29 protein-coding genes are annotated in these 24778 nt (G+C 66.9%); 4 read left to right on the top strand and 25 right to left on the bottom strand.

The window, feature by feature from the left end:
• Window positions 1–991 precede the first annotated feature (991 nt).
• From BBJ41_RS01310 to BBJ41_RS01300, 3 genes are read left to right on the top strand one after another with little or no spacing between them, the layout of a single operon-like run.
• On the top strand, window positions 992–1225 hold the full coding sequence (locus BBJ41_RS01310) for a hypothetical protein (RefSeq protein ID WP_069744988.1): 234 nt from the start codon (window positions 992–994) through the stop codon (window positions 1223–1225).
• Between the two features lie 2 nt (window positions 1226–1227).
• Window positions 1228–2763, top strand: coding sequence for an HNH endonuclease (locus BBJ41_RS01305; protein ID WP_069744987.1), 1536 nt, complete (start codon window positions 1228–1230; stop codon window positions 2761–2763).
• A complete protein-coding gene (locus BBJ41_RS01300) occupies window positions 2760–3491 on the top strand; it encodes a hypothetical protein (RefSeq protein WP_069744986.1) in 732 nt (243 codons plus the stop codon). The genes BBJ41_RS01305 and BBJ41_RS01300 overlap by 4 nt, the downstream gene beginning before the upstream one ends.
• A gap of 214 nt (window positions 3492–3705) precedes the next feature.
• Here the strand turns inward: BBJ41_RS01300 and BBJ41_RS01295 are convergent, their stop codons facing one another.
• The 3 genes from BBJ41_RS01295 to BBJ41_RS01285 all read right to left on the bottom strand — a co-directional run bounded on the left by BBJ41_RS01295 (window position 3706) and on the right by BBJ41_RS01285 (window position 6683).
• Window positions 3706–4140: a hypothetical protein gene (locus BBJ41_RS01295; protein WP_069744985.1), complete on the bottom strand. Its 435-nt coding sequence runs from the start codon at window positions 4138–4140 to the stop codon at window positions 3706–3708.
• A gap of 638 nt (window positions 4141–4778) precedes the next feature.
• Window positions 4779–6152 carry an ankyrin repeat domain-containing protein gene (locus BBJ41_RS01290; RefSeq protein ID WP_069744984.1) on the bottom strand — a complete coding sequence of 458 codons (1374 nt, stop codon included), beginning with the start codon at window positions 6150–6152 and terminating at the stop codon, window positions 4779–4781.
• A 267-nt stretch (window positions 6153–6419) separates the two neighbouring features.
• Window positions 6420–6683, bottom strand: coding sequence for a hypothetical protein (locus BBJ41_RS01285; protein ID WP_156814726.1), 264 nt, complete (start codon window positions 6681–6683; stop codon window positions 6420–6422).
• Between the two features lie 639 nt (window positions 6684–7322).
• Here BBJ41_RS01285 and BBJ41_RS01280 point away from each other — a divergent pair.
• The gene (locus tag BBJ41_RS01280) at window positions 7323–8084 is read left to right on the top strand and encodes a lecithin retinol acyltransferase family protein (protein ID WP_069744982.1); all 762 of its coding nucleotides are present in this window, start codon (window positions 7323–7325) and stop codon (window positions 8082–8084) included.
• Between the two features lie 399 nt (window positions 8085–8483).
• Here the strand turns inward: BBJ41_RS01280 and BBJ41_RS01275 are convergent, their stop codons facing one another.
• The 22 genes from BBJ41_RS01275 to BBJ41_RS01170 form a co-directional block, all read right to left on the bottom strand.
• The gene (locus BBJ41_RS01275; protein WP_069744981.1) at window positions 8484–8699 is read right to left on the bottom strand and encodes a hypothetical protein; all 216 of its coding nucleotides are present in this window, start codon (window positions 8697–8699) and stop codon (window positions 8484–8486) included.
• A gap of 464 nt (window positions 8700–9163) precedes the next feature.
• Window positions 9164–9892, bottom strand: a complete 729-nt coding sequence (locus BBJ41_RS01270; RefSeq protein ID WP_156814725.1) for a hypothetical protein — start codon at window positions 9890–9892, stop codon at window positions 9164–9166.
• An 84-nt stretch (window positions 9893–9976) separates the two neighbouring features.
• Entirely contained in the window at window positions 9977–10402 is a 426-nt protein-coding gene (locus tag BBJ41_RS01265) for a hypothetical protein (RefSeq protein ID WP_069744979.1), read from the bottom strand.
• A 460-nt stretch (window positions 10403–10862) separates the two neighbouring features.
• On the bottom strand, window positions 10863–11126 hold the full coding sequence (locus BBJ41_RS01260) for a hypothetical protein (RefSeq protein WP_069744978.1): 264 nt from the start codon (window positions 11124–11126) through the stop codon (window positions 10863–10865).
• Window positions 11127–11494: 368 nt separating this feature from the next.
• Window positions 11495–12262 carry a helix-turn-helix domain-containing protein gene (locus tag BBJ41_RS01255; protein WP_069744977.1) on the bottom strand — a complete coding sequence of 256 codons (768 nt, stop codon included), beginning with the start codon at window positions 12260–12262 and terminating at the stop codon, window positions 11495–11497.
• Between the two features lie 104 nt (window positions 12263–12366).
• Window positions 12367–13161: a hypothetical protein gene (locus tag BBJ41_RS01250; protein WP_156814724.1), complete on the bottom strand. Its 795-nt coding sequence runs from the start codon at window positions 13159–13161 to the stop codon at window positions 12367–12369.
• 101 nt (window positions 13162–13262) lie between these two features.
• A complete protein-coding gene (locus BBJ41_RS01245; RefSeq protein ID WP_015876347.1) occupies window positions 13263–13808 on the bottom strand; it encodes an LPD29 domain-containing protein in 546 nt (181 codons plus the stop codon).
• A 417-nt stretch (window positions 13809–14225) separates the two neighbouring features.
• The gene (locus tag BBJ41_RS01240) at window positions 14226–15476 is read right to left on the bottom strand and encodes an ankyrin repeat domain-containing protein (RefSeq protein ID WP_167362187.1); all 1251 of its coding nucleotides are present in this window, start codon (window positions 15474–15476) and stop codon (window positions 14226–14228) included.
• 281 nt (window positions 15477–15757) lie between these two features.
• Window positions 15758–16564, bottom strand: coding sequence for an IS21-like element ISRme20 family helper ATPase IstB (gene istB / locus BBJ41_RS01235; RefSeq protein ID WP_011516034.1), 807 nt, complete (start codon window positions 16562–16564; stop codon window positions 15758–15760).
• Window positions 16564–17595: an IS21-like element ISRme20 family transposase gene (istA, locus tag BBJ41_RS01230; protein WP_042976508.1), complete on the bottom strand. Its 1032-nt coding sequence runs from the start codon at window positions 17593–17595 to the stop codon at window positions 16564–16566. Before istA ends, istB begins: the two co-directional genes overlap by 1 nt.
• A gap of 67 nt (window positions 17596–17662) precedes the next feature.
• Window positions 17663–18112 carry a helix-turn-helix domain-containing protein gene (locus BBJ41_RS01225; RefSeq protein WP_069744974.1) on the bottom strand — a complete coding sequence of 150 codons (450 nt, stop codon included), beginning with the start codon at window positions 18110–18112 and terminating at the stop codon, window positions 17663–17665.
• Between the two features lie 91 nt (window positions 18113–18203).
• On the bottom strand, window positions 18204–18914 hold the full coding sequence (locus BBJ41_RS01220) for a hypothetical protein (protein WP_069744973.1): 711 nt from the start codon (window positions 18912–18914) through the stop codon (window positions 18204–18206).
• A gap of 621 nt (window positions 18915–19535) precedes the next feature.
• On the bottom strand, window positions 19536–20192 hold the full coding sequence (locus BBJ41_RS01215) for a hypothetical protein (protein WP_069744972.1): 657 nt from the start codon (window positions 20190–20192) through the stop codon (window positions 19536–19538).
• 109 nt (window positions 20193–20301) lie between these two features.
• Window positions 20302–20700 carry a hypothetical protein gene (locus BBJ41_RS01210; protein ID WP_069744971.1) on the bottom strand — a complete coding sequence of 133 codons (399 nt, stop codon included), beginning with the start codon at window positions 20698–20700 and terminating at the stop codon, window positions 20302–20304.
• A 517-nt stretch (window positions 20701–21217) separates the two neighbouring features.
• Window positions 21218–21448: a hypothetical protein gene (locus BBJ41_RS01205; protein ID WP_148271019.1), complete on the bottom strand. Its 231-nt coding sequence runs from the start codon at window positions 21446–21448 to the stop codon at window positions 21218–21220.
• Window positions 21449–21515: 67 nt separating this feature from the next.
• Complete coding sequence (locus BBJ41_RS01200) at window positions 21516–21695, bottom strand: hypothetical protein (RefSeq protein WP_069744970.1); 180 nt, start codon at window positions 21693–21695, stop codon at window positions 21516–21518.
• A 404-nt stretch (window positions 21696–22099) separates the two neighbouring features.
• Window positions 22100–22303, bottom strand: coding sequence for a hypothetical protein (locus BBJ41_RS40165; RefSeq protein ID WP_156814723.1), 204 nt, complete (start codon window positions 22301–22303; stop codon window positions 22100–22102).
• A 110-nt stretch (window positions 22304–22413) separates the two neighbouring features.
• A complete protein-coding gene (locus BBJ41_RS01190) occupies window positions 22414–22662 on the bottom strand; it encodes a hypothetical protein (protein ID WP_069744968.1) in 249 nt (82 codons plus the stop codon).
• Between the two features lie 149 nt (window positions 22663–22811).
• Entirely contained in the window at window positions 22812–23411 is a 600-nt protein-coding gene (locus tag BBJ41_RS01185; protein WP_069744967.1) for a hypothetical protein, read from the bottom strand.
• Window positions 23412–23446: 35 nt separating this feature from the next.
• A complete protein-coding gene (locus BBJ41_RS01180) occupies window positions 23447–24064 on the bottom strand; it encodes a hypothetical protein (RefSeq protein ID WP_156814722.1) in 618 nt (205 codons plus the stop codon).
• Between the two features lie 142 nt (window positions 24065–24206).
• Window positions 24207–24464: a hypothetical protein gene (locus tag BBJ41_RS01175; RefSeq protein ID WP_069744965.1), complete on the bottom strand. Its 258-nt coding sequence runs from the start codon at window positions 24462–24464 to the stop codon at window positions 24207–24209.
• On the bottom strand, window positions 24451–24771 hold the full coding sequence (locus BBJ41_RS01170) for a hypothetical protein (RefSeq protein WP_156814721.1): 321 nt from the start codon (window positions 24769–24771) through the stop codon (window positions 24451–24453). Before BBJ41_RS01170 ends, BBJ41_RS01175 begins: the two co-directional genes overlap by 14 nt.
• Between the last annotated feature and the right edge of the window lie 7 nt (window positions 24772–24778).

The following is a 24778-nucleotide window of genomic DNA, read 5'->3' as shown; positions in this document are numbered from 1 at the left end:
CATGCCCCTGTGCCCGGTATGACGCTGGCATTCGCACCAACGCAACGCGTGGACGGGTCGTGCGGTGAGACCTGGGGTTGGTCGAACCGCGCCCGCGCGCAGCGCACCCGGTCACGCCCCGTTGACCGGTATGATATGTGCATTGGCACGGGTAAGCCTGCACCCCGTCCGCCGCGTGCCCCTCGCCTTCCGCCCCACCATCCAGGCGTGCGCACGCACGACCGGGACGCGCCCTCGGTGCGGTACGACGGTGCAGGTTCCGTGGGTCGCCGTACCCCGGGGAGCCTCGCCGTCGCCCTGGGGTTGAACGTCTGCCCGGTGGTGGTGGTCGAGCGTTCGTGGTCGCGGAGCGGCACCGTCGCGCGGACATGAGGCGTCAACCCGACCGGTATCCGAGCCCCGCCAGGGGCCGGGAACCGGGAGGAGTTGCGCCGTCCGCGCAGGTGCCGCGAAGCGAACGCACGTCCCCCGCCCGCGCAGCGTGCCGGTGATGCTGGACCAGGGACGGCGTGGGTCCTGTGCCGTCCCGCTGAGGCAGTCCCGGTCGTGCGTGCGCGGGGTGCCCTCCTTCCCTTCCTTGCGCTCAACCGATCGCGCCCGGCGCGTCGAGCAGCGCCCGCCTGAGCTACCCCTCCACCCCCGATCCCTGGTACGACGCCACGGGCCAACCGCACGTCCGACCGTTCCCCCGGATGGAAGACCTTCACCTGGCCCGAGCCGTCGTGCCCCTGTACCTGTACAGAACCGTCCAACCGATCCGGGGTTCACCTTCCCCCCACGGTCGGAACCTTCAGCCCGCGCGGCGAGCGCGAACGTACGACCGACAGCCCGGCCGGCGAGGCCGGAGCGAAGCTCCAGGTGCCGTCCGGCGAACCCCGTGGAGGGGTGCCAGGGCACGTCCGTAGGACTTGCGCAAATCCTCGGCGCTGCTAGGTTGGGGTCATGCCGACGCCGCAGGCGTTGAGCCTCGACAACGAACCGGAGGAGAACCATGCCGTCGAAAAACCCTGAACGCCGGGCCGCCGTGTACGCCGATTGGGCCAAACGTGCGAAAGCCACGCACAAGCGGCGTGGCCTCATGATCCCCCTGGACCTGGACGCGCTGCTGGTGACGTACGCGAAGCTGAACGGCATCAGCGTGCCGGACGCAATCGTGGAGGCCTGCGAGCGTGTCCACGGTGCGGCCCTGCGCCGCGCTACCCCTGTTGAATCCAGCGAGGCGTGACCATGGCGAGCTTGTTCAAGCGTCCCGCCACCCTGACCGCGTTCGACCACGACGACGGGTTCGATGAGCTGTACGACGTCGAGGACGGCCTGGGCCAGGAGGTCGACGTTCCGCCGGTCCAGGTCGTGCCCGGGTCGTTGCAAGACCTCCTGTTCTCCCAGCTTGTTGACGGCTTGCGCGCGTCGATGCGGCACACCGAGTCGTGGATGGTGCGGTACCTCGCGGACCAGCAAGACGGGGTGTGCGCCTACTGCGGTCTTACCCTGTCGGTCACCGGAACGCGGATCGACGGTGCGCCGCGCGCCATGGCGGACCTGCTGGTGCCGCTGGCCCTGGGCGGTTCCGCGCTGGAGGAGAACCGCGTGCTCTGCTGCGCGGAATGCCAGAACGCCAAGGGTGGGATGGACTGGCTGGGGTTCGGTCGCGCGACCGCCCCGGCCAAACTGTTGGCCCGCCGTCGCGAAGCCCTGCTGGACGCGGCCAACCACGTGCTGCCCCTGTCGGTGAAAGGGAAGGCTGCCGCGATGGACGTGCTGGAGCGGCGTTGGGCCTTCCCTCGGTTCCGTGTCCTGGCCCAGGTGTTCGGGGAGGTCGGGTACTTCGGCTGGGACCTGCGCGGTCTGCCGAACGAGCGGAGCGGTGAGGTCCGGGCCCGCCTGCGTTTTCAGTTCGGCGGGCGCGACATGTCGCAAGGTCGGTTCGCGCTGTACGAGGTGCCCCTCGCCCGGTGGTTCGAGGCGGCCTGGTCGCTGGTGGAGGAAAACGCGGTGCTGGTCCGTCCGTCCATGACCGATCGTGAGCGGGCCGCCTTCCCTGCCTTCAGCCCTTTGCATCTCGATCCCGAGGACCGCGCCAGCCTGGCGGACGATGGGTGGGCGGAGCACTACGAGCGGTGGCACGTGCTGCTCACCGGCGACCGGTGGGTGCAGGAGGCACGACGCGTCGCCCGGTGGTCGGTGCAGGCCAAGCCTGGTCAGCGGTTGGCCCAGGCGAAGCAACGCCAGGTGCTGCGCGAGAAGCCGTTGACCGATGCCCTCGCCCGCCTCGCCGTCAACCTGGACGATCTGCGCACGGGAAAGCGGGCCCCGGCCTCCGTGCCTGCTGAGCGTACGGGGCTGGCCCCTGGTGCGGAGCTGGTGGGTGCCGGTTCGTCGGTGCCCACGGGCCTGTCCGATGGTTCGACCGTTCTTGGTCCCCGCCCGTCGAATCCGGCCCGGGCCCAGCGTCACGACAAGATGGTGGCGCGGCACGCGGCGTTCCGTGATGCCCTTCGTGCGGGGAAGCCCGTGCCCCCGCGCGAGGTGGAACCGGTGGCCCCGGTCGAGGTGGAGCCGACGCGCGCTCCGTTGCCCCGGGACGTGCAGGACCGCCTGGCGGTGATGCGGGAGCGGTTGACCGCCCGGTTGAGCACGACCACCCCGACGACGAGCACCGCGGCCACGGGCCTGACGGGCGATGCGCGAGCGGGTGCTCCCTGGGGTGCGGTCGGACCGGGTGTGCGTGGTGAGGGTGTTGCCGATAATGGAGGTGCCGCATGAGCACGACGAGCACGAAAGCGAAACGCCGTCCGATTCACCTGCTGGAACGGACCCTGGACCCGCACTTCTACATTTACCGCTGGCTGGACGATCTCGCCGGCCGCCGTCTGCCGCATAACGATGTGTTCGTGCCGGAGTGGGTCGAGGACGTGTCGTGGCTCCAGCCGTCGCCGGTTCCCGGTGGTGGGTCGAACCGGGGCCCGGGCGATGGGGAGCCGGCGGAGCCGTTCCGGGTGGCGTTCTACTTCACCGTGCCCAGCGAGCGGTGGTCCGCGCTGTTGGTGCGCGGATCTGCCGACGGGATGGACGTGGTGGAAGCGATGGAGGCGGACATCGCCGAGCATGCGGCCGACCCGGAGTACGACCGCCGCACCCTGGCCCGGGAGCGCCTGCAGGTCCGCACGATGCGCAAGCACGGGCTGGTGACGCACGAGGAGCTGCACGCCCAGCGGACCTGCCTGCTGGATGGGACGTTCGCGCAGCGGTCCCAGCTCGGGAAGTACCGGGTGTTCCGGTCGAACCGTGTGGAGGTCGAGGCGTTCGCCGACATGCTGGCGTCCGAGGCGGACTGGCTCATCGTCCCGGTCTTGCCCGCGTTCTCCTGGAAGCGGGATGGTGTGGAGTTCCCCGTCGACGATCCGCGCTACGCGGCCCCGATGGTGCACGCGGTGACCCGGACGCCGTGCCCGTGGCAACCGGTTCAGCAGGAGCGGTGCGTGTTCGTGTGACCCGGCCAGGGGCCATGTGAAAAGCGGCGCCTGCTGGCACCGCTTTACCTCCTCCCCTTCCTCCGTTCTTCCGTTCTTCCGTTCTTCCGTTCTTCCGTTCTTCCGTTCTTCCGTTCTTCCCTTCGATGTTGTCAGGGCCCCGCCTCCCCGAGGCCCTGCTCCTCCTGTTGTTGTCGGTCCAGGGTTGTGGCCCTGGGGTTGTGCGGTTCGCTGGTCAGGCGGCCAGGGCCATGGTCCGGTTGCGCGCCAGGGCGTCGTTCACCGCCTTGCTGTTCAGCTTCACCAGGCGGTCCAGCGTCGAGACGTTCTTGCTGTTGGTGTGCCGCAGGTTCAGCTTGTCGCTGGCGCTCAGGAGCATGACCAGGAACTTCTCGGACACCACCCCCACGGCCTTGTCGATCACCGTGTCACCGTTCCGGTCGATGGTGTTCAGCAAGCTGGTCTTGCTGCCGGCCAGCATGATGATCGCCGCGGCCGCCTTCATCTTGTTCCGGGCCACTGCCACGTCGAGCCAGGTGTCCCCGTTCAGGTTGACGCCGGTCACGTCCAGCCCGTCCTTGGCCAGGCGGCGGATGTCGCGTGCGTCGTCGAGGATGACGGCGGCCATCATCCGGCTGTTCAGCTTCGAGGTGAGGGTCAGGGTGCTCATGGTGTTGCTCCGGCAGGTGGTGGGTCGGCGGTGTTTTCGCGTTCCCTATACTTCCAATATACAAAATGGCTCAGACTGGTCAACTGTTTGAGACGCCCGTTTGCAAGTATTTTTTGACTTTCGGACGAACGGTCGACCCTCGGCGACGAACGGTCGAACCGGGGTGCCATGGCACGGATTGCGATGGCGCATGGTGAGGTCTGGTGGTGATGCTTGTGTGGTGATGCTGGCCCATGCGCGGACGGACTCTGTCCCGTGAACACCTCCACCCGGTCGCATCCGCTCACTCCACCCTCCGGGCCCTTGCCACGGGCCGACGCATCGCCTGCTGTCCCAACGTCGACCTGCTCCATCCCTAGCCCCGGTGATCCCGCCACCCGTGAACGAGCCCCGCAGTGCCATCTGCATGCGGTGTTGGGGTCAGTGGGCCTTGTGCCCGGGGGTGTTGGCGCGGGTGCGGGGTTGGTGTTGGAGTGCGGGGGCCTCCGGCCCCGGCGGGTTGTCATGGGACCGGATCGACCGTACCCAGCAGCCAGGGGGTGCCGGGCGTCAGCCCGGCGAGCAGCAGCGATACATGCCCGCCTGCAGCCCGGGCCGGCGAGGCCCGGGGTGTCGCGGTTGTCGTGCGGCTAGTGCGGTCAGCCCCCCGCTTGACCGTCAGCCAGGGCCTTGGCAGCGCGCTCAGCCTGTCGAGCGGCCTGCTTTTCCATACGACGCTGAGCCCACCGTCCGATGAACGTGGCCGGTACCCATTCGCCCGCGTCTCGGGACTGGTCGGTGGCGAGCGGTGCAACGTTGGCGCTGGTGGTCACCAGGTCGTTGACCATCGGTGCGGGTGCGGGTGCGGGTGCCACGTCGGTCTCGCTAATCGGCGCGGCCGGTGCCGATGCCGGTTCGGCCGCCTGGGTGGACACGGTCTGCGCCGCAGCCTGAGCCTGCGCCTGCGCTTTCTGCTGAGCGTGGCGCGCGACCGCCTGCTCTGCCAGACGCTCCGCCACCGTGCCGTCGATCGCCTGCCGGGTGTACTTGTTCAGCACCCGGACGTGCAACGTCCCGTCCGGTCCTTCGGTGGCGACCATGCTGCGGTGCTCGCCGTACTGCACGCCCTGCTCTTCGCACGCGCGCTCCAGTACCGCCACCGCGTCGGGGTGGTCGAGCACCCGGGCCAGGTCCAGCGGGGTGTGGGGACCTTCGGGACGGTGGTGCGCCTCGGCTTCGAGGTCCGCCCCGTGGTCGACCAGGTGCTGCACGACCGGACCGTGGCCGCCGGCCGCGGCGAAGTGCAGCGCGTCCCGCCCGTCGTCCAGTTGCAGCTTGAGCAGGTCGTCCTCGTGGTTCACCACCAGGGCCTGGACCTGCACGAGGTCACCGTTTGCGCACGCGTCGAGCAGGCGGGAGAACCGTGCCTCGAGGTCGTCGCTCAGCTCGAGCCCGGTTTCTCCGTCGCCGGCCTCGTCCTGGTCCGCCTCATGGTGTTCGGTCTGGCCCTGTGCGCCCAAACCGCTGGCGATGCTCGTCAACGACCCGGTGAGCAGTTCGAGCGCCAGGTCCAGCTCAGCCGGGGTCGACGTGTTGCCGTCCTTCCGTTCGACAAAGGCGCTGCCGAGCAGTGCTGCCAGCAGCGGATCGCCTTTCGACTCGACCAGCTTCAACGGCGTGTTGCCCTCACGGTCGGGCGTGGACGGGTTGGCCCCATGGTCCAGCAGCAGCTTGGTGACCTCGAAGCTCCCTCCGTTCAGCGCGAACAGCAACGGGGTACGGTCAGAACCGGAGGCGCGCTCAGGTTGATTGACGTCGGCCTGGGCCTGCACCAACGCGTGCACGAACGGGACGCACCGGCCTTCCAGGTGGTGCATCGCCAAAGTGAGCGGGGTCCAGCCGGAATAGGCGGCGTTGGGATTCGCGCCATTACGCAGGGCGTTGGTGAAGGCGTTGAGATCGCCGTTGGCGATGGCCTGGTACAGTTCGACGTCCACCGCCGTGAAAGCGGTGGTTGAAGCGGTGGTGCTCATGCGTTTTCCCCGTGGTTCTGGCCTTGCGGTCTTCGGTTGCGGTTGTGCCGGTTATGCGTTCTGAATCGCCCCGGTTGGCGGGGTCGAGGTCGTCCAGTGTGATGACGGCCGACCAGCGCAAAACTGTACACCCGCGGCGTGGCCCAGGCGTGAAAACGCCCACCGTGGGGTGGGCGCTGCGCCTGGCTGGTCCGTGCATTGGCACGGGTCAACCGGTCGGGGTCAGCGGTGCTGAAACCCGCGGGGTGGCGCTCGCGCGTTCAGCGGTCACGCCTCCTTGAATCGGTCGAACCGAAAGTCAGGCCCCAGGGGGAGTTCGTCGCCGAACGTGTGGCGAGCGGGCCCGATCGAACCGAAATCCCAATCCCGCCGCCATTCCCCGGTCACACCGTCCCACTCGTACGCCACCCGTTCCCCGGAAGCGTTGACCCCGTGCACGCGGTTCTTGCGCGCGATCACGTTGGTCAGGCGGGCCACCTTCGGGTCGTCATGGTTGGGTTCTTTCAACTGCAACGCCGTACGCTTGCTCATCGTCCGTCTCCTCTGGTCAGCGCGAGCCTCGACGTGGACCCGCTCAGGCCACCGTAGCGGGTCGTGCAGGTTCGTCAAGCGGTCGGCCAGGGCCAGGAGGCGACGTGCACGACCTGGGGCTGGCGACGTACACGACCTGGGGTGTGGGGACATCCGCGCCCGGTGGGGTGAGGTCGGAACCGCCCATGGGCCTGCGGTCGTGCGTGACCGGTGGTGGCCCCGGTGGATCGCCGAGCCCGACCGCTGGAGACGGATGGTGCTGGTGGTCCTCGTGGTGCTGGTGGTCCCCGTGGTGCTGGTGACGCTCGCGAGTTGAGGTACGTCCACGCCGCGAGGAAACCCACCCGGAGGGTGGGCGGGGAACCCCGCCTCCGGCCCAGGGTGCGAAACGGACAGGCCCGCGCCCTTTGGCGTCAGCACCGCTTTGACCTGGGGCCACGGGCCCAGGGATGTTGGGGTTGTCGATGGCCGCCGCGTTTTCCCCGGTGCCCGCCTCTCCTCGCCTTTCCCCTCACCCGGAGTCCGGTCGGGCCGGCCTTGTCGTGCCCACCGCACCGCGCGCCGTCGTGCTGCTGTAAAGTTCAGCGGTGCGCTGCCGTAGAGCAGGGACCGACAACACGAAAAAGCGAGAAGACCAGCATGAGCGACGACGAACGCCAGATTCGCGCCGGGGACCACCTGTGGGTGCAGCGCCTGGGCTACGAGCATCACGGCCTCGCCTCTGGGCGGGACACGGTCATCCATTATTCGGGAAAAGACGGGGTCTTCGACACGGGGGTGATCGAGGAGGTGCCGCTGTCGACCTTTGCCAAGGGCCGCAAGGTCCGTTTCGTCGACCACCCGGACCGTTTGCACGGGCGCCTGGAAAGCGTTCGACGGGCCCGGCAACGCATCGGGGAGACCGAGTACAACCTGGTGTTCAACAACTGCGAGCACTTCGTGATGTGGTGCATCGAAGACAAGCACACGAGCGAGCAGGTCAACGACGCGGTCCGCACAACCGGGAACATCGCCGCTACTGCGATGATGTACCGCTGGTACCAGACCTGGGCGATGGAAGAGGCCATGGGCCCGACCGTCCGGGTCGCCACCCAGATGTTGAGCGCCGGGCGCACGGCGTCGACGGTGACCAGCGCGATGAACGCCGCGTCCGCCGCCCGTACCGCCGCCTCGCTGGCCCCCACGGTGAGCGCCGCCCTCACCTCGTCGGCCCCGGCCGCAACGACCGCGATCGCGAACGGGTTGACCGCGGCGGGCCTGACCGGCGTGGTCGGTGGTGCAGGTGCCGCTGCCGTGGGGCTCGTGTCCGCCCCGGTGAGCCTTGCGGTGGTGGCGGTGGCCGCCGGCGTCGGTCTCGCCGTCAGCGCGGTGAGCGCCCTCTGGGACAGCATTTTCGATTGACCGGACAAGCGGGGCCCGTGCCAGGGCACCCGCTTGCCCCGCGGCCTCACCACCCCTCCTTCAATGGCACTTGCCCTTGCGTTTCCGTATGGGGCCCGCCGGTAAAGCCTGCAGTCTTTCCACCTGGTGAAGGTGGTTCTCGAATCCCCGACGGTCCGATGGGCTCACCGGGACCGCCATCCGTCGTCCGTTGGGCGCCACGAGTTTTCCGTGTGTCTTGCCCTTCGTGTAGGTCCACCCCTGCTTAACCAGCCCTGCCACATGTCGGGCCAGGTCTTTGTCGTTCGAGTAGTGCGGTTTGCCCATGTTCGTGGTCCGTCCAGCGGAGCGGGACGCTCCGGTACGGACGAACCCACCGTTTTGCGGTGGGCCCTGGGCCTACGGTGGTGCTGGTGGTGGTCAGGCCATCGCCGCGCTGTACTCCGGACGGGTGTCGAGCGCCGCGCGGATGACGTAGCCCTCGGCGAAGCTGTCGGACGTCAGCATCGCCGCGTCCAGCTCGTCGACGGTGAGGCCCAGGCCCCGGGCGATGGCGTCGAGCTTGGTGGGGGCTTCGGTGTACCGGTCGTCGTTGCTGGGGTAGAAGCGGAACAGGTTCCAGGGGGTGGTGCTCATGGCGGGGTCCTCGGGGTGGTGGCGGTGCGTCGATCGCGCTGCCTATAAGTCCAGTGTAGAGAAACACTCCACCTCGTCAACGGTTTAACCCAGCGATTCACGGGGCCAGCCATTTGTATTTTTCAATGGTCCCTCCACCGCTATAGCAACCGATAGGCCCGTGCCAGGGCACGGCCCGGATGGGTGCGTTGGAGCCCCACTCCCTGCCTGCGGCGAGGTTCGAGGTGGCCGAGGTCCGGTGTTGGAGTGCCGGGCGGAGCCCCGGCGGGGTTGGGGGTCATGGGGCCCGGTCGTGCCCATTGCGACGCACCAACGACAAGCCCACCGTGAAGGTGGGCCCTGAGTTCCGCTCGGTCCGGTTTCGACATACTGCTTCTCCAACGTTGCAGGGCTCGGGGCCCCGGTACCCCGAAACCCACCGTTTTTGCGGTGGGCCCTGGGGCAACGTTGGTGCAGCGGGGTGGTCAGAGCCGCGACCGGGACCGGGACCGGGCCCGCACGGGCTCCTCCACCTGAGCGGCGTCGAGCGCCTGGCGAATGTGTCGCGCTTCGATGTCCGACACCATGGCCTGCAGGACGGGTTTGCTGCGCTTCCACGTCACCGTCATGGCGAGCCCGAGGGCAGCACCATGCTTCGCCGCCAAGCTCGCGGCCTCGTCGATCCACGCGATGTCCGCCTCGCTGAACGATTTCTTGTAAGCCAGAACACCGATCGACCTGGCCTCGTTCGGTCGGCACACGCAGAGCAGCAGGACCAGCCACAACGGACCCTGCATGAAATCTGAGCCGTTGTCGTTGAGCCCTGGGGTCACGTAGAGCGAGACCTCGCGATTCAGGTCGGTACCTAGGAGCGCCACCAGCTCCGGATAGACGTCAGGCTGGACGCCGTAGGTGTTCGCGACCCGCCAGACGGCGGCCACGGGGTCCTCGTCGCTCAGCGCCATGAGTTCGCGGATGAACGCCGCACGACCGGCCGGCGCCCGCACCATCCCGACCACTTGGTTCAGCCAGGTTTCCAGGTAGAACGGGAACCGCTCGGGCACCGCCGTCTGGTCATCGCCGGAAAAGCGCTCGATGATGGCGGCCAGGGCGTCGCCGTAGCGTCCCGCGTAGATCAGCGCCTGCACCAGGTTTTCAGCCTGTTCATAGCGCTCCCGACGGTCTTGCACAGCTTTCAGTTCATCGTTGGTCATGTCGTACTCCAAGGGGCCGGGAGGGATGGTACCCAGAATGCCGCGTTCCCGCGGCCCCTGGATCAACGTGGGTGGTGGTGCCGATCAGGCGGCCAGCTCCAGGCCCTCCTGCGCTTCGCGCTCGCCGGGGAGGTAGCCGTCTGCATCATACGGGCACGGGCCAACCGGCGCACCGTTCTGGAACGCGTCGAGGACGTCCAGCAGGGTCCGGCGCACCGCTTGCCATTCGGGGGTGTCCGGCCAAACGCGGGTGCGTTGCACCTTGGGCTCGAGCCACTTGCCGGACCGGCTGCGGACCAGGGTCACGCGTTCGAGTCGGCCGTGCTCGTCCATGCCGTACTCCAGCGACACGCCCAGGCCATCCTCGGCCTGCTCGACCACCTCCTCCAGGCTGGTCGCTTCGAACACCGCGCCGGTGTGGGCGATGAATCGAACGATGGACTTGGTAGCTTGCCCCTTCTGGAACGTGAAGAGCTTCGTCGGGTTGATGTGCGGGGTGGCGGTGGTCATGAAGAACTCCGTGGGTGGGGTTGTGGCGGTGCGTCGATCGCGCGCTACCTATACTTCCAGTCTACAAAAACCATCCGATTGAGCAACGCCGGTGAGCGGGATTTATGCGGTAAAAACGCAGAAACTTTGTGCTGTCGGACGAACGGTCGACCCTCGCCGATGAACGGTTGATCCACCTGGTGGAGCCGTGCCGTGGCACATGCGAAAACGGGGCTCGCGCCCCACTCGCCCTCCGGGCCATTACCTCGCGGTCCCCGCCTACCTCCACCACTTGGCCGGGGCCTGCCACCCTCCGCGTGCAGTGCGGTGTTCGGGCGATCGCCTTGGTGCCCCGCGCCCATCCGCTCCGCGGGTCCGGGGTCGAGTGGGCCTTGTGCCCAGGGTTTGGTTTTCCGATCGCGGCGCTGGTACGCCAAATCCGGCGCAAAAATGCACCGGATTACATTCAAGGTGGGGACGATCACACGGTTACGGGTCGGGCGGGGTATTCCTTGGCGAGAACCTTTTGGCGAGCAGCCCCGACTTTTTCATGCCAGGCGTCCATGGCTCGAGCCTGATCGCGAAGGCGTTTGGTCTCTGCTTTGCACTGCTCGGCGCGCATACCCAAGGCCGTCGAAAGATTGATCAGCTCCTCCCCGGTGCGAGTCGTGAGGTCGTCGTTCAGCGCAAGGGCGCCAAGCTCCCGCCAATCCAAGGTGGCGAGGAAGTCTTCGGTGAAGGTCATGGGGGTCTCCGGGGGTGGGGTTGTGGCGATGCGTCGTTGCGCGTTGCCTATACTTCCAAGATACAAGACACACCAACTAAGGCAACGGTAAGAACGCAGAAACTTCGTGCTATCGGACGAACGGTCGACCTTCATCTGGCAATGCCCTCTCCGATTGGCGGAGCCGTGCCTTGGCACATCGGGAAGCCGTTCCCGTTCGCCGCCTTCCTCCACCACCTGGCCTGGGCCCGCCACCTCCGCGTGCGGTGCGGTGTTCGGGCGAACGCCCTGGAGCCCCGCTCCCGTCCGCTGCGCGGGTCCGGGGTCGAGTGGGCCTTGTGCCCAGGGTTTTGGTGTTCGCGCTGGTGCCGGTGGTCCCCGCCCCTGGTTCAGCCCTGGGCCTGGGCCGCCTTGTCCCGCCGGCGCTTCAACGCCTGGACCGACTTCACGGGGTAACGCCAGTATCGCCCGACCCGGACCCGGTCGAGCTGACCCCGCTCGGCGAACCACCCGATGGTGCTGCGGTCGGCAACGCCCAGGACCTCGGCCGCCTCCTTCGCGCTCAGCGTGCCCGGCACGTGGCGGTCCTGCTTCGCGCGCTCCGCCAGGAAACGGTCCAGCTCCTGCTGGTGGAACCTGCGCCGGCCGCTGGCGTCGACGAACGCCGACAGCTCGCCCCGCTTCACCGCGTCGTTCAACGTGTTGAGGTGGCGGAGCGGGGAGTTGACCTGCTCCAGCGAGCAGTACCGCGCGGCCTGGGACGCGGTCATCCCCTCGCGCTGCACCGCCAGGGCCTTGGCGTGCGCCGCAATGCTCTTGCGCGCGAACGACCACCGGCCCCGGTCGTCCAGGGCACCGGCCAGCACGCCCCGCTGTGCCCAGTCGCGCACCGTGGTGATCGCCACCTCAAGCATCATCGCCGCCTCGCGGGCCCCGACGCGGGACGTGTCGGCGGCCAGGGCCTTATGGCGGTCCAGCTCCGCCACCGGGACGAACCATGCGCCCCGGGCGTCCTGGACCCCGTGCAGGTGGCCCGCCTGAATCTTGCGCCAAACCGCCGCCTTGCTCGACGCGGCGAGGCCCAGGTGTACGGTGGCGTCGGCCAGCCCGAGGCAAGCCTGGCCCTGGATGGTCGTGGGGGTCGCGCGTGCGGTCATGGTCGGTCTTTCTCCTGCGTGAAACAAAAAGGGTAAGGCCTGGGCCTCGTACGCCAAAACCCGCGTTGCCGCGGGCCCTAGTGATGGTGTGCGTCGGTGACGGTTCACGCGTACCGGGTGCGGGTGGGCCGGTGGGTGATCCCCACCTCGGTCGTCCAGAAGTCGTCGATCGCCTGCTTCGAGAACCACATGCGTTCGCCGGTCGGCTCCCGGATCATGAGGCAGGCCAGTGCGCCCTGGTCCATCCCCTGACGGACGAACTCGACCGATACCGACATGTAAGCCGCCGCTTCCACCAGCGTCCAGACGTCCGGCAGGGGCCGGGGCAGCGCCGCGTTCAGCTCGAACGTGACAATCCCGTCGGTGGCGGTCGCGATCATCCGCTCGATCAACGCCTTCTTGAAGCTGGCGATCTGCGTGATCGGCTCCAGCCGTTCGCTGTCCTCCTCCTCGGTGTTCGTGTCCATGAAGTCCTTGTGCTCCTGAACCATGGTCAGCGCCAGCTCGGACAGCGCGTCGCCGAGGGTGAAGCGACAGTCCAGGGCTTCCGTCATCGAGCCGCTGGGCTGGTACGGGGCCACGTCACCCTGCTCGTTCCGCTGGAACCAGACGTCGAAGTTATGCCCGCCGGCGGAAGCGACAACCACCGCGATGGGCTGCTCCACCGCGTCGCCGCTCTCGTCGATGGTCGACAACAGCTTGAACGAAACGCTTTTCAGGATCGATGCCCCGGTACGGCCGTAAGCGCGGAGGTCCTGGTAGATGCCACCGAACGCGAGGAAGGTGAAATGCGTGTCACCGCTGGACGTCGCCGCTTCGCCGAAATGATCGGCGCGGATGGCGGAACAGGAAATATTGTGCATTGCGCCTTTGCGCGTGCGGTCTGGTCGGTCGAACATGGTGGTTGCCTCTCCTGGCACTGGGCCGCACCGTGCGAGCCCTCGTACGCCAGAACCCGCGTTGCCGCGGGCCCAGGGTGAACGTTCAGGGTGGGGAACGCTTACAGTCGTGCGCGGTTCCGAGTCGGTGTAGGACCGTTGGCGACCATCGCGTTCGCGGCCAGGTCGAGCAGCTCCTGGCGTTCCCAGGCGCCTTGATCCACACGTTGAACGCGCTCCGCCGTTTTGCTCGGTTGCGGGACGACCGTGGTGTAGCGGATCGCCGTCGTTTCATAAGGCGTCGGAAAATCCTTAACGGCGGCGTCCATCACGTCGACGAGTGTTTCCTCGCTCATGGTTCGCTTAAGGGAAAAGAACGACACGTCGAAACGCACGGCGTGCCCGTCGAGGAGGTGGTTTGCCTTGGGTTGATTGCTCCAGGGCGTGGGCCGGTCCCAATCAATGATGCGATCCTCAAACCGACTCACAACATCGTGGACCTGCGACGAGCTGGGACCGTCGATCCATTTCACCCACACCAGCGTGAAACCACAAGCGGCGTTTCCCTTCGAGCGCGACGGCTGGAGGGTGAACGTTGTTTGTGGGAAGGCTTCGTGGAGAGCCTTGCGAACCAAGGACAGGGTTTCGCGACGGGAAATGGTGGTCATGGTGAACTCCGGGGGGTGGGGTTTGGCGTTGCGTCGATTGCGCTGCCTACACTTCCAGTCTACGAAAATCATCTTCCTGAGCAACACCGGTAAGCAGGATTTATGCGGTAAGAACGCAGAAACTTTGTGCTATCGGACGAACGGTCGACCCTCGGTGCCAGAGGGGAGTGGTCCGTGCCAGGGCACATGAAAAACGGGGCTAACGCCCCGCCGCAACCCCGATCCTCCGGCCACCCTCCCCACGCACCGCTGCAACCTGCCCTTGGGCCTGAGCCCCGCGTCCCGCCGCTGTGCGGTGACGGGGCGGAGTGGGCCTTGTGCCCAGGGTTTTGACGTTGCCGTTCGCCGGTTCCGGTCTTCCACCGCACCAGGGGCCGCCCGCTCCTCCATGGTCAGCCCCTGGCCCCTGCCTCCGGTTCAGCCAATCGCTCGCGCGGCCTTGAGCACCTCCCGGGTCCCGGCGTCCTTCGCGAGGTCGGACGCGGTCTGCCCGTCGTAGCTCTTCCGTTCCGGCCGTGCGCCAAACGCGATGAGCTGCAGGACCACGTCCCGGTGGCCCTGCTCGGCAGCGTGGTGCAGCGGGGTGAGGCCGAACTCGTCGACCGCGTGCACGTCCGCCCCGTGCGCGAGGAGCAGCGCCGCGCCGTGCAGGTGGCCACGCCGGGCCGCGTGGTGCAGCGGAGTTTCGCCGTTGGGAGCCCGCTCATCGATCGTCTCGAGGGGTGCGTAACGCAGCCGGTCGGCCAGGGCGCCCCGGCTCTTCTTGAACACGAGCACGTGCAGGTCGGACAGGTCGTCGCTGCACACCGGGGTGCCGCGACGCACCGCGAATCCGGTCGGCGAGACCGGGTCGGGCACCGTGCGCGTCGCCTGGACGTAGCTCTCGCCCCTCTTCCTCGGTCGATTCGGCCCGGCGTACACCGGACGCTCCGGGTGCGCCACGGGCGCCAGGTCCAACGCCGGAGCCTGGGCCTCAACCGTGGGGGCCGATGCCGAGGTATGGGTCTGGACCGTGGGCGCCACGATCGGCTCGGGTGCCGTGGGAGCGATCGTCGGCGCGCTGGTATCGTCTGGGGCCGGAGCGATGCTGGCCGCCGGCTCCATCGAACGTTCCAGGCCCTTGCCCTTGCGTGCCCGTTGGATCGTGTCCAGCTCGTCGCGGGTGAGGTAAATCTGCAGGCCGAACTTGGTGGGCTTGATGCCGTTCTCACGAAGCAACCGGTAGACGGAGTGCTCGGTGGTGAGGCCCAGCTCCCGCATCGCCTGCTTAACGGTCATGACCTCCTGCCGGTTCGCCGGGAAGCGCACCGCGCGGAACGCATCGAGGGTGGCCCGGAGGATGAACCGCCGCCCGCCACGCTCCACCGTCGCTAGCCGCCCTTTCTTGACGAGGTTGCAGACCGACGCGGGCGTGAACCCCAGCTCCTGGGCAACCTGGGCTTGCGTGAGCAGCTCGTCATCGCCCGCGGGCGCCGGGTGATACCGGGCCAGGAACGGGTGCCGGTGCTTCGTCTGGGTCGGCTTCGGCAGCGACGCCGTCCCGCCCATCGTTCCACCAGCGCCACCCAGCAAGGGCTCACGGCCGCCGTACAGGCGGTGGTTGACCTCGGTCTCGGGAAGACCCATCGCGTCGGACAGGCCGCGGACGTCAAGTTCACCGGAAAACATGGGGTACCTCATGGGGTTGGTTGTGGTACCCACAAACCAGCCCTCATCGGACTGGCCCTGGCCCGTGGAGGTGGTGCCGGTCAGTGCCCATCGCGACGCTGCTTGAACGCTGTCAACAGCAACTTAGAAGTGACCCACTTGGGCCGTTGTGCAGCACATTAGATTTGACCCACCTGGGTCACCAAGTTGATGCCCAGCATGTTGCGTGACCCTGGGTCAGCGTCAGTTGCTGGCCATCGGTTTCGCCTGACCCAGGGTCAAACGATGTTGCTGATCATCACTTACGCGTGCATCTCCAGTTGCTGTTCAGCACTTTCGGATGCACGGGATCGGATCACGCCGGCTTTTCGCTTGTCCTTCAGTCGGTAGCTTTCGCCTTTGATCTGTAGAACATGGCTGTGATGCAGGAGGCGGTCGAGCAACGCGGCCGTGAGCGTCTGATCTCCGGCGAACGTCTGGTCCCATTGCCCGAACGGCAAGTTGCTCGTTACGATCACGGAACCCTTTTCATACCGCTTGGCGATCACCTGGAAGAACAGATTGGCATCGTCCCGGCCGAGCGGCAGATAGCCGACCTCATCAATGATCAACAGCCGTGGGTTCATGATGTTGCGCTTCAGGAAGTCGGCCAATCGATCCTGCCGGGAAGCGGCGGCCAAGGCAATGACGAGATCCGCCGCAGAGATGAAGCGCGTCTTGATCCCCATCTGCGTTGCGATGTAACCGAGTGCGATCGCCAGATGCGTTTTGCCAAGGCCGCTCGGCCCGAGCAACACGATGTTCTCGGCGCGCTCGACGAAGGCCATCGACGACAGCTCCAGCACCGATTTCTTGGCAACGCCGTGAGCAAACGTAAAGTCGAACTCCTCCAGCGTCTTCAGCACAGGGAAGCCGGCCGTGCGCAGCAACATGGATTTGGTCCGCGTGTGCTTCGCGTCCATCGCAGATTTCAACAGCGCCTCGAAGAAGTCGGCAAACGTGAGTTGGTTCGCTGCCGCGCGAGCTGCCAACATGCTGTACTGCTCGCCCATCGTGTCGATCCGCAGTTGTCGACAGGCTTCGAGGATACGTTCGTGCTGGATGTCCATCAACGTGCCTCCGTCAGCAGGGCTTGATACACTGACAGCTGATGCTGCAGCGGCGTATCATCGAACCGCGACGGCGGTGGCATCGTCGGCACGGAAGCTGACGGCAGGTTCGCGCGCCACGGCTCCGGCAACTGCTGCAGCTTCGGTTGCTCAAGCAGGAGACGCTCGAGCGGCGACTGTCCAGTCGTGCCGTGGATGCGCACATTGGCGACATCTCTCAGCCAGCGCACGACCTCGGCGTTCGCCGTGGTCGCGTCAAGCGAGAGGCGATCCTGAGCGAGCCGGCTTGCCAGCGGATTGTAGAAGCTGCGGCGCAGGTATCCGTTGAAGCGCTCAACCTTCCCCTTGGTCTTCGCTCGGTAGGGCTTGCACAGGCGCGGCACGAAGCCGTGGTGCTTCGCAAAGTCGAGGAAGGCCGGTTGATAGCGATGCAGTCCGGGACCATAGGCGTCTCGGCCAATCACCACCGTCTTGACGTTGTCGTACAGGACCTCGCGAGGAACCCCACCGAAGAAGTCGAACGCGCGCTCATGGCATCCCAGCAGCGTCGGCAATCGTTCGTCGGTCACGAACTCGACGTAACTCGCCCGACTGTAACCGAGCGTCGCAACGAATGCCGACAGCGGCAGCTTGCCACGTCGCAACACGATCCAGTCGACCTGCATCTGCTGCCCCGGATCGGTTTCGAAACGTACCAGTGGCTCCGGCGCCTTGATCGACTTCAGCGACCGCAGATAGACCCGCAGCCGCGTCAGGCCTCCGTCATAACCCATCGCGCGAATCTCGATCAGCAGCGCGGTCGCCGGCAGCCAGGCCGGATGCGCTGCGCGAACCCGGTCATGCAGATAGGTTTTGAACGGATCGAGCTTCTGCGTGCGCCCCGATCGCGGCGCACGATCCTGCTCAGCACAACTGCGTAAGTATTTGCGCACGGTGTTCCTCGACAACCCCAGTTCCCGCGAGATCTCCCGGATTCCTAATCCTTGGCGGGCCAACACACGTATTTCCACGATTACCTCCCTTGTAAGCACTGGCCCTCCAAAAAGGGCCCATCCTACCCGGGTGGGTCAAATCCAATGTGCTGCCGCTGGGTCATTTTCAACGTGCTGCTGACAACGCTTCGAGGTCGGACCGTTGCACCAGGCGGCGGCCGGCGACGGTCACGGTGGCAAGGTTGCCGCGGTGGACGTGGAAATGGATCAACTGGCGCGACATGCCCAGCTCACGCGCCGCATCCGCCGGGGTCAGCAGGCCCTGGGCCTGGGCATCGCGGAGCGCCTGCAGGCGCTGCCGTGCCGCGAGAAAGCTCTGCCGCCGTGCCTCCCGCGCGGCCTTGTCAACCTGTGCCTTGGCACGGGCCTGCCGCAACGCTTCGACCGAGGACGGGTCAACGTGGTGCTTCGAGCGCTGGGGGCCGCTGGACCGATCCGGGTTGGCCGCCAAGGTCAGCGCGCCGGCGCGGAGGAACTGCATCACGCGTCCGTCGCTGACGGCCAGGGCCTGGGCCGCTTCTTTGACGGTCAACGGGGTGGACGGTGCGGTGGTCATGGGACGGCTCCGGTTCGATGGAAGCCCAGGGGCTTGTACCGCAAAGCCCACCGGTGAGGGTGGGCCCTGGTTGAACGGTGGAGCCTGGTGGTCAGGCGTAGATCTCGCCGCTCTCGTAAGCCTCCCGTTCCGCGCGTTCTTCCTGGCGGATCGCCTGCCGCTCTGCGTAGCGCCGGTAGACCTCGGCCGGTTCGAGGTGGAAGTGGAACATGTCGGCCTGGCCGGCATCGCACCAGACACCATCGTTGTTCTTCGCTGACACGTCGAAACGGAGCAGGTTGGCGAACTTTTCGGTGCTGTGCTCGAACACCAGAACAGCCCGTTCGCTGTCCAGGCCCACCACGTTGCCGTTGGCGTCCACGCCGAACTCGGGGGTGATTACCAGATCGGCCGCGCGCTTCGTGTCGTAATCGGCCTGCTCGGCCTCCGCCACCTGAGCGATCTTCTGATCGATCGCGAGGCCCAGGTTGAACGCTTCGGTCGACACGTGGTCTTCCGACTTGTGCTCGAACATGTCCAGCACGTCGTCCGCTTCTTCGTCGTTGTACTCGCCGGTCAGCTTCATGACGGCAACGTAGACCTCGACGATGCCGCAACCGTCGTCCGGTGCGCGTTCCACCTCGCCGTCCGTGCCGCGCTCATGCACGACGGTGTAGGTCGTGCCGTCGATGGTCACGTCGACGTAGACGTTGGTGCTGTAGACCTCCGGATCGTGTTCGTCGTCGAACGTCTCGATGTCGTTCAGCTCGACGCTGGCGAGGATTGCGTCTTGAACGTCTTGGGTCAGGGCGGTGCTGGTCATGGTGAACTCCGTGGGGTGGTTTTGGCATTGCGTCGATCGCGCTGCCTACATAGTTAGCTTCTCGTACCAACGACCTCTAGTCAAAGGTTTGGGGCATGACGAAACAAGGTATTCTGTTGTTTTTTCCAATGGTATTTTTCTATGCCGTCGATCCCGCCTATAGCGTTTATTAACATGTGCCGTGGCACGGCTAAAAACCATACCCACGGTGCAGACCGGACTGGGTCCAGGATCACCGGATCACTGTCCAGGCCCGGGCCAGGTGATGGTGCTGCGACTTGGACAGGCCTCGGACGCCCTGCCCGCCTGGCTCCCTGTCATGGTTGTCCAGGTGTCCAAGGGAAAGAGAGGTACGAGGCCCGGGTGTGCTGGTCGAGCCATGGCCCCGCCATCGGACCTGCGGCTCCCGCTGCACCAGGTGGTTTTTGCCCGGACACCTGGACAGCCGGGACCCGTGGGGAGCTGCCCCTTGCCGCGCAAGGCGTTTAGCTCTGCCCGTTGTCCAGGGTGTGCGCCACGGGCGCCCGGACAGCAAAGCCCCGCTGCCCGGACAGTGGCCCGGCCGTGCCCGCTGCGCGGTGACCGGGGGTGTTGGTTTTCGTTTTTGACCGGCCCGGGCCGTTAGGCCCCCGGGTTCGGGTTGGTGTTGGCGCTGGTGCTGGGTTGACGCTTCGTGTGCGGCTTGCGGGGTGGCTTGAGCCATGCGTTCAGCACCGCCTGCACCACCAGGGCGTCCGGTTTCTTGTCGTGTTTGTAGAGCCAGGCCTGGTGCAGCAGGTCGCGCAACGGCACCCCGTCCAAGACGCGGTCTCGGCACCCCACGCTTACGAGCAGGTGCGCGGTGAACAGCACGTGCTGCTCGTGAAAAAGCCCGGTCGCCGGGTGCAGCGCGCCCAAGGCCTGCACCAACTCGACCAGCAGGCCGTCCAGCTCGGGCCTCGCGGCCATGGGTCGCGGGGTGATGCTGCGCCAGACGTCGACCACCTCTCGCTCACTGGCCTGGTCGGGCATCAGCGCGAACACGTGCTCCGGCAGGCGGTACCCGAGGTCGAAGCGCTGCGTGGTGCCGGTGCCCGCTTCGAGCAGCCGGAGAACGGTCGGCGCGTCGAAGGTGCGCACCGCCGCGACGATTCGGGCCCGGTGCCCCTGCGCCCGGTCGATCGCCGCTTCCAGCTCCGTGAGCGCGGCCCGCGTTTGCTCGGCGACGCGTTGCGTGTCGTGTACGGCCTCGGCCGGCGGCAGGACGGGGAACGGACGTGGGACGTTGGCGGTGCGCATGGCGGGTCCTGGTTTGGTCGTGGTGGGCTCGGGCCCCGGTGGTACGGACGAACCCGCGTTGCCGCGGGCCCAGGGTGAACGGTGGATGGGGTGCTGTGGATGGGGTGGCTTACAGCTCGGAGCCCTCGAAGCCCCAACGAACCTCCCCGCCGTCGCGCTTGACCACCAGCGCGGTGTTTTCCCATTCGGCGCGGTCGCCCAGGTCGTCCTCGGTCACCGGGTATTCCGCGTTGAAGGTCGACACGAAAAACGGTTCGTTGACGAACCCGTTTTCCATGGCGTGGATGACGCGGCGGACTTGCGAGGTCTTGAGGTCGCCTTCGTTGCTCTCGGGCGTGTTCAGCGTAACAGCGTGGATGACGCGCGGGTCGGTGTTGGGGAACAGCTCGCCGACGAGCGCGTAGAACTTGTTGTTCCACAGCAGGGTTTCCCGGTCGTAGGGATTGGCAGCTTCCGTGTTGGGGAACTCGCCTTCGATCTGGTCAATGGTCAGGGACGTGATGGTCATGATGAACTCCTTGGGGTGGGGATTTGGCGTTGCGTCGATCGCGCTGCCTACACATTCAGCTTCTCGTACCAACGACCTCTAGTCAAAGGTTTTAGGCATGACGAAACAAGGTATCCCGTTGTTTTACAATGGTATTTTTCTATGGCAAGCTAGGTCTCTATAGCAACGATTAGCCCGTGCCATTGCACCCCTCAACACCGACACCCGGCCGCAGCCGCGCCCGCACCAACCCCGGTCCCTCCGGGCCGTTTCTGCTCCGCAGCGGTGAGGTGGGCGCGATGGCGCGATGACACGCTGACGTGGACGTGGTCCTCCTCCGCCACCTGCCCTGAGCCCCGCCCCTGCCCCTGGCGCCGTTCGGGGTGCGGTGGTCCCGCCTTTCGAGTGCCGGGCCTCCGGCCCCGGCGGGGTTTCAGCGGGTCCCAGCAGGACCACGCCCCCGGCACGCTGGTCGTCCCCTGCTCCGTACAGCAAAAAGCCCGCCGATCGGCGGGCCCTTGTGCCAGGCGTCCAGCGGTTACGCGCGCTCGACGCGGACGCCGCCCTTGGGTCCTCTTTCGAGCACGAAGTCGGGGTACTCAACCACCTCCTCCATGGTGTCGGCGATGTGGATGGAGGCGGTGATCGACTGGCCGTAGCGGTCCAGTTCGTCGGACGTTTCGCGGAACGCTGCGATCGCGCCGGCCTTGGTGCCGTGCTTCACGGCGTCCTCGAGGTAATCGGCGCCCATGCGAAGAAAGTAAGCCATCGTGAATCTCCTGTCTGTTCGGTTGGTGCAGCCCCTGGCCCCAGGGCGCTGCGGTTCGTGTTGCTGGTCAGCTCACCCGGACGTTCCACCACTGGCCGGCGGTGAAACGCATGAGGATTCGCGCGCCGTTAAGCACCACCTCCCGGGTGTCGCCTTCTGCTGTTCGCTGGTGAGCCTCGGGGGTGCGGGGGAACGCCGCGGTGTGGTTGTTCGGGGTGGTGGTGCTGCGGGTGGTGGTCGTGCTCATGGTTCTGCCCTTCCTCGTCGTTGTTGCCGTGTTCGCTGGAGCCGCCTCGACGCGTGGTCAGCGAGGCCCAGGGCAACGTGCAGGGGCAGAACCGGAGGCCGCACGCCCTCCCAACGGGAGGGACCGGGTGAGGACCTGGCGAAGCGAACCCTTGCGCGGGGAACGGGCTGAGCTACGCGTCGAAGAAGAGGCGGACCGGGGAAAACGCAACGGGGTGAACGACGGGCCCTGGACGGCACGGCCACGACGATTCCCGCAGCATCAGCACCACGGCACGGGCGCGGTTGCCCGTGCGCATCGGAGCCTGGCGACGCTGGACGCGGAATGAGGAAAGGCCCCGGGTGGGGCCTTGGAGGGGTGCCAGGGCACGGACGTGCCCCAATGCGGCGGGATGGGTCGAGCGGTTACGTCCTGGGACGCGCGGTGGCCTGGACCCGCTGCCGCTCGTATTCGGGCCGGCCGAACGTGCCGGTGTACGCCGGCGGGTTCAGGTTCGCGTGGATCGCCGCGCCGTACGCCCTTTCGCAGGTGGCGCAGGACCAGCACTCGGGCCGGCGGGTGTACACGACCGGGCCCGTGCAGACCGGGCAATGGGGTTTGAAGCGCATGACGGACCTCCTGGTGGTGGGTGCCGTTCGACGAGACGGCATGGGACAAACGTAGCGGGTCCTGGCCGCCCGTCAACCGGGAGCGGGACTCGCTGGGTCATGCGGTGCGGTTAAATACGGGAGCCATGCCAGGTGGCGGCGTACGCCGTCCAGCCGGCCACGTAGACCACGTCCCCAGGGTGCTTGGGGAGGTACGCGAAGGCCGTGAGCACGTGGTCGTGGAAGACCGTCTTGCCCGCCGTCGCGCCGTCGAACAGACCGACCGTGACAGCGAGCCATGCCGCGTAAAGGACGTTGAGCGCTTCGACGGGGAGCAGGGCCGCGAACTGGATTAGGTGGGACAGGACGAGCAGGGACATGGCAGGACTCCGTGGTGGGTGGTGGTAAGGGTGGTGGCGACGCTCCTCCACGTCACCTCATGGTTGAACGTAGCGGGATTCGCGCGCTCGTCAAGCGTTCGGCTGGCCCTTTAGACGAACGGTCGACCCGTGCCAGGGCACGGTACGGATCAGAGGCGGCGCCGAGTATTTGCGGTGGTGGTCGTGGCCTCTCGGTTGGCGATCGCGCGGAGGGCCCAGCGCTCCGCCATCCGCTTTTTGGCTTCTTCGAACATGTCAAGGTTCACGATGGCTCTGAACATGGCAAGGTCCAGCATGGACGGTTGTTGCTCAGGGCCCATGAGCATTCGGAACCGTTCTTGGTCGCTGATGGCCTCCCGCTCGGTCGCCACCTGATGCAGAAAGCTGCACCAGGCGTCCTCGTCCGCCCGCATCATCCGCGCCGCCTCAAGGGTGGCCTCCTCCAAGACGTTCAGCGCTTCCAGGGAGCGGTCCCCGCCAATCAGCGGGGCCAGCTCACGGCCCAGGCCACCTTCGCCATGGGTCTCCTCGTAGCGCTTCTGCGCCAGGAGAAGAGCGTGATGGCCCTGGTCGTCCCCGGCGAGGACGTCCACGCCCGTGCAGAGCAACACCACCAGGGGCTCGGGCCCCAGGTGCAGCGATTCGGCCGCGAAACGATGCAGCGCGGTGGTGCCCTGCCAGACCATGAGTCGCAGCGGGATGGGCTCAAACGGCTCAAAGGAAAACGCGGGGTGTTTGAAGCTGAACATGGGGATCTCCTGGTCGTGCTGGGGATGGGGGATGATCAGAGGCGGCGACGTGCGGCCCGCCCGGTCTCGACGGCCATCTGGTCCGCCACCGCCTGCAGGGCTTTGCGCTCCACGTGGTGGTGCAGGACGGCCGCCGTTTCCTCGTTGCCGGGGGTGAACAACAACCGGTTCGGCAGGAGCAGCCCGTCGTCCAGCAGGGCCTCCACGTGGCCGTGGTCGTTCTCGTCGATGGCGTCCGGTCCGACCATGACGATGTGCTGCTCGGTCAGGCGGAGCGCGCCGCTGCGGAGCTGCTCGCGCAGATCGTGCAGGGTCATGGCCATGGGCCCCAGGTCCTGGTCCAGCTCGTCGAGCACCTCGTCCAGGAACACCCCCACCACGGTCCAGCCCTGCTCCGCGGCGTCCTTCGCGATCGTGAGGTAGCCCTCAATCGCTTCTGTATGGCCCAGGCGCAGGTGCGCCGGCAAGCGCTGCTGCCGCCCGACGCTGTTGCGGTAGAACCCATCGGACGTGGTGGCGTCCGCCGTCGTGCGCTCAACCGCCGTCGTGAGCGTCATGCTCGTGGCGCTGGGATGAACGCGGTACATGGCCCCTGCGAGGAGGCCGGCCGCAGTGCGGCGCGCAAAGCTGTGGAGGGAGGTCAGGAGGGGCATGGTGGTCTCGGGGAGGATGGACGTGTCGATCGCACGCTGGGTATAAATCCATCCTACAAAAACCATCAGACCTGGCAATAGCCGGAACGCAGGTATTCTGTGCTATCCGACGAACGGTCGAACCGTGCCGTGGCACGGCCTTTCAGAAGGTCACGACGGTGAGCTGCACCTGGCCGGGCCCCTGGCCCTGCGTGCGGTGCTCGACGGTGGGCGGTGCGCTCGCGCTGCAGGTGGGGTCCCGCTGGTCCGTCGACACGCTGCACGCGCTGAGCACCGTGACGGACACGGTCATGGTGGCCCGGGCCTGCTTCGCGTGAACAGGCCCCGCGGCGACGAGCAGCAGGGCCAGCAGCGCATGGGCCAGGAGGTGCCGCGCGGGTCCGCCGTTACGCGTGCGCACGGGAGGCCTTGCCCTCGCCCGGGTCCCAGAACAGCAGGGCCATCAGCGTGGCGAACACCGCTAGGCCCAGGGGGATGCCGACGCACCAGATGGGGCCGGCGTTGTTGGGCCAGCCCAGGGTATGGTCGCTCACCAGCGCGCGGACCACGATGCCCGGTCCGACCGCCAGGCTCAGACCCACGCCAGCCCCGACCATGTACGAGAGCACCGCCGAGGCGAGCACGGTCAGGCAGACGGGGCAAAGGAACGCGACGAGCGTCAGCACGCACGCGCCCCCGAAAAACAACTGCATCGGATCGAACACCATGGGCTCC

It is taken from the genome of Burkholderia stabilis (assembly GCF_001742165.1).
Lineage (GTDB): Bacteria > Pseudomonadota > Gammaproteobacteria > Burkholderiales > Burkholderiaceae > Burkholderia > Burkholderia stabilis.
The sequence above is the reverse complement of the archived record's forward strand: the minus strand, read 5'-3'. Positions and strand labels throughout refer to the sequence as shown.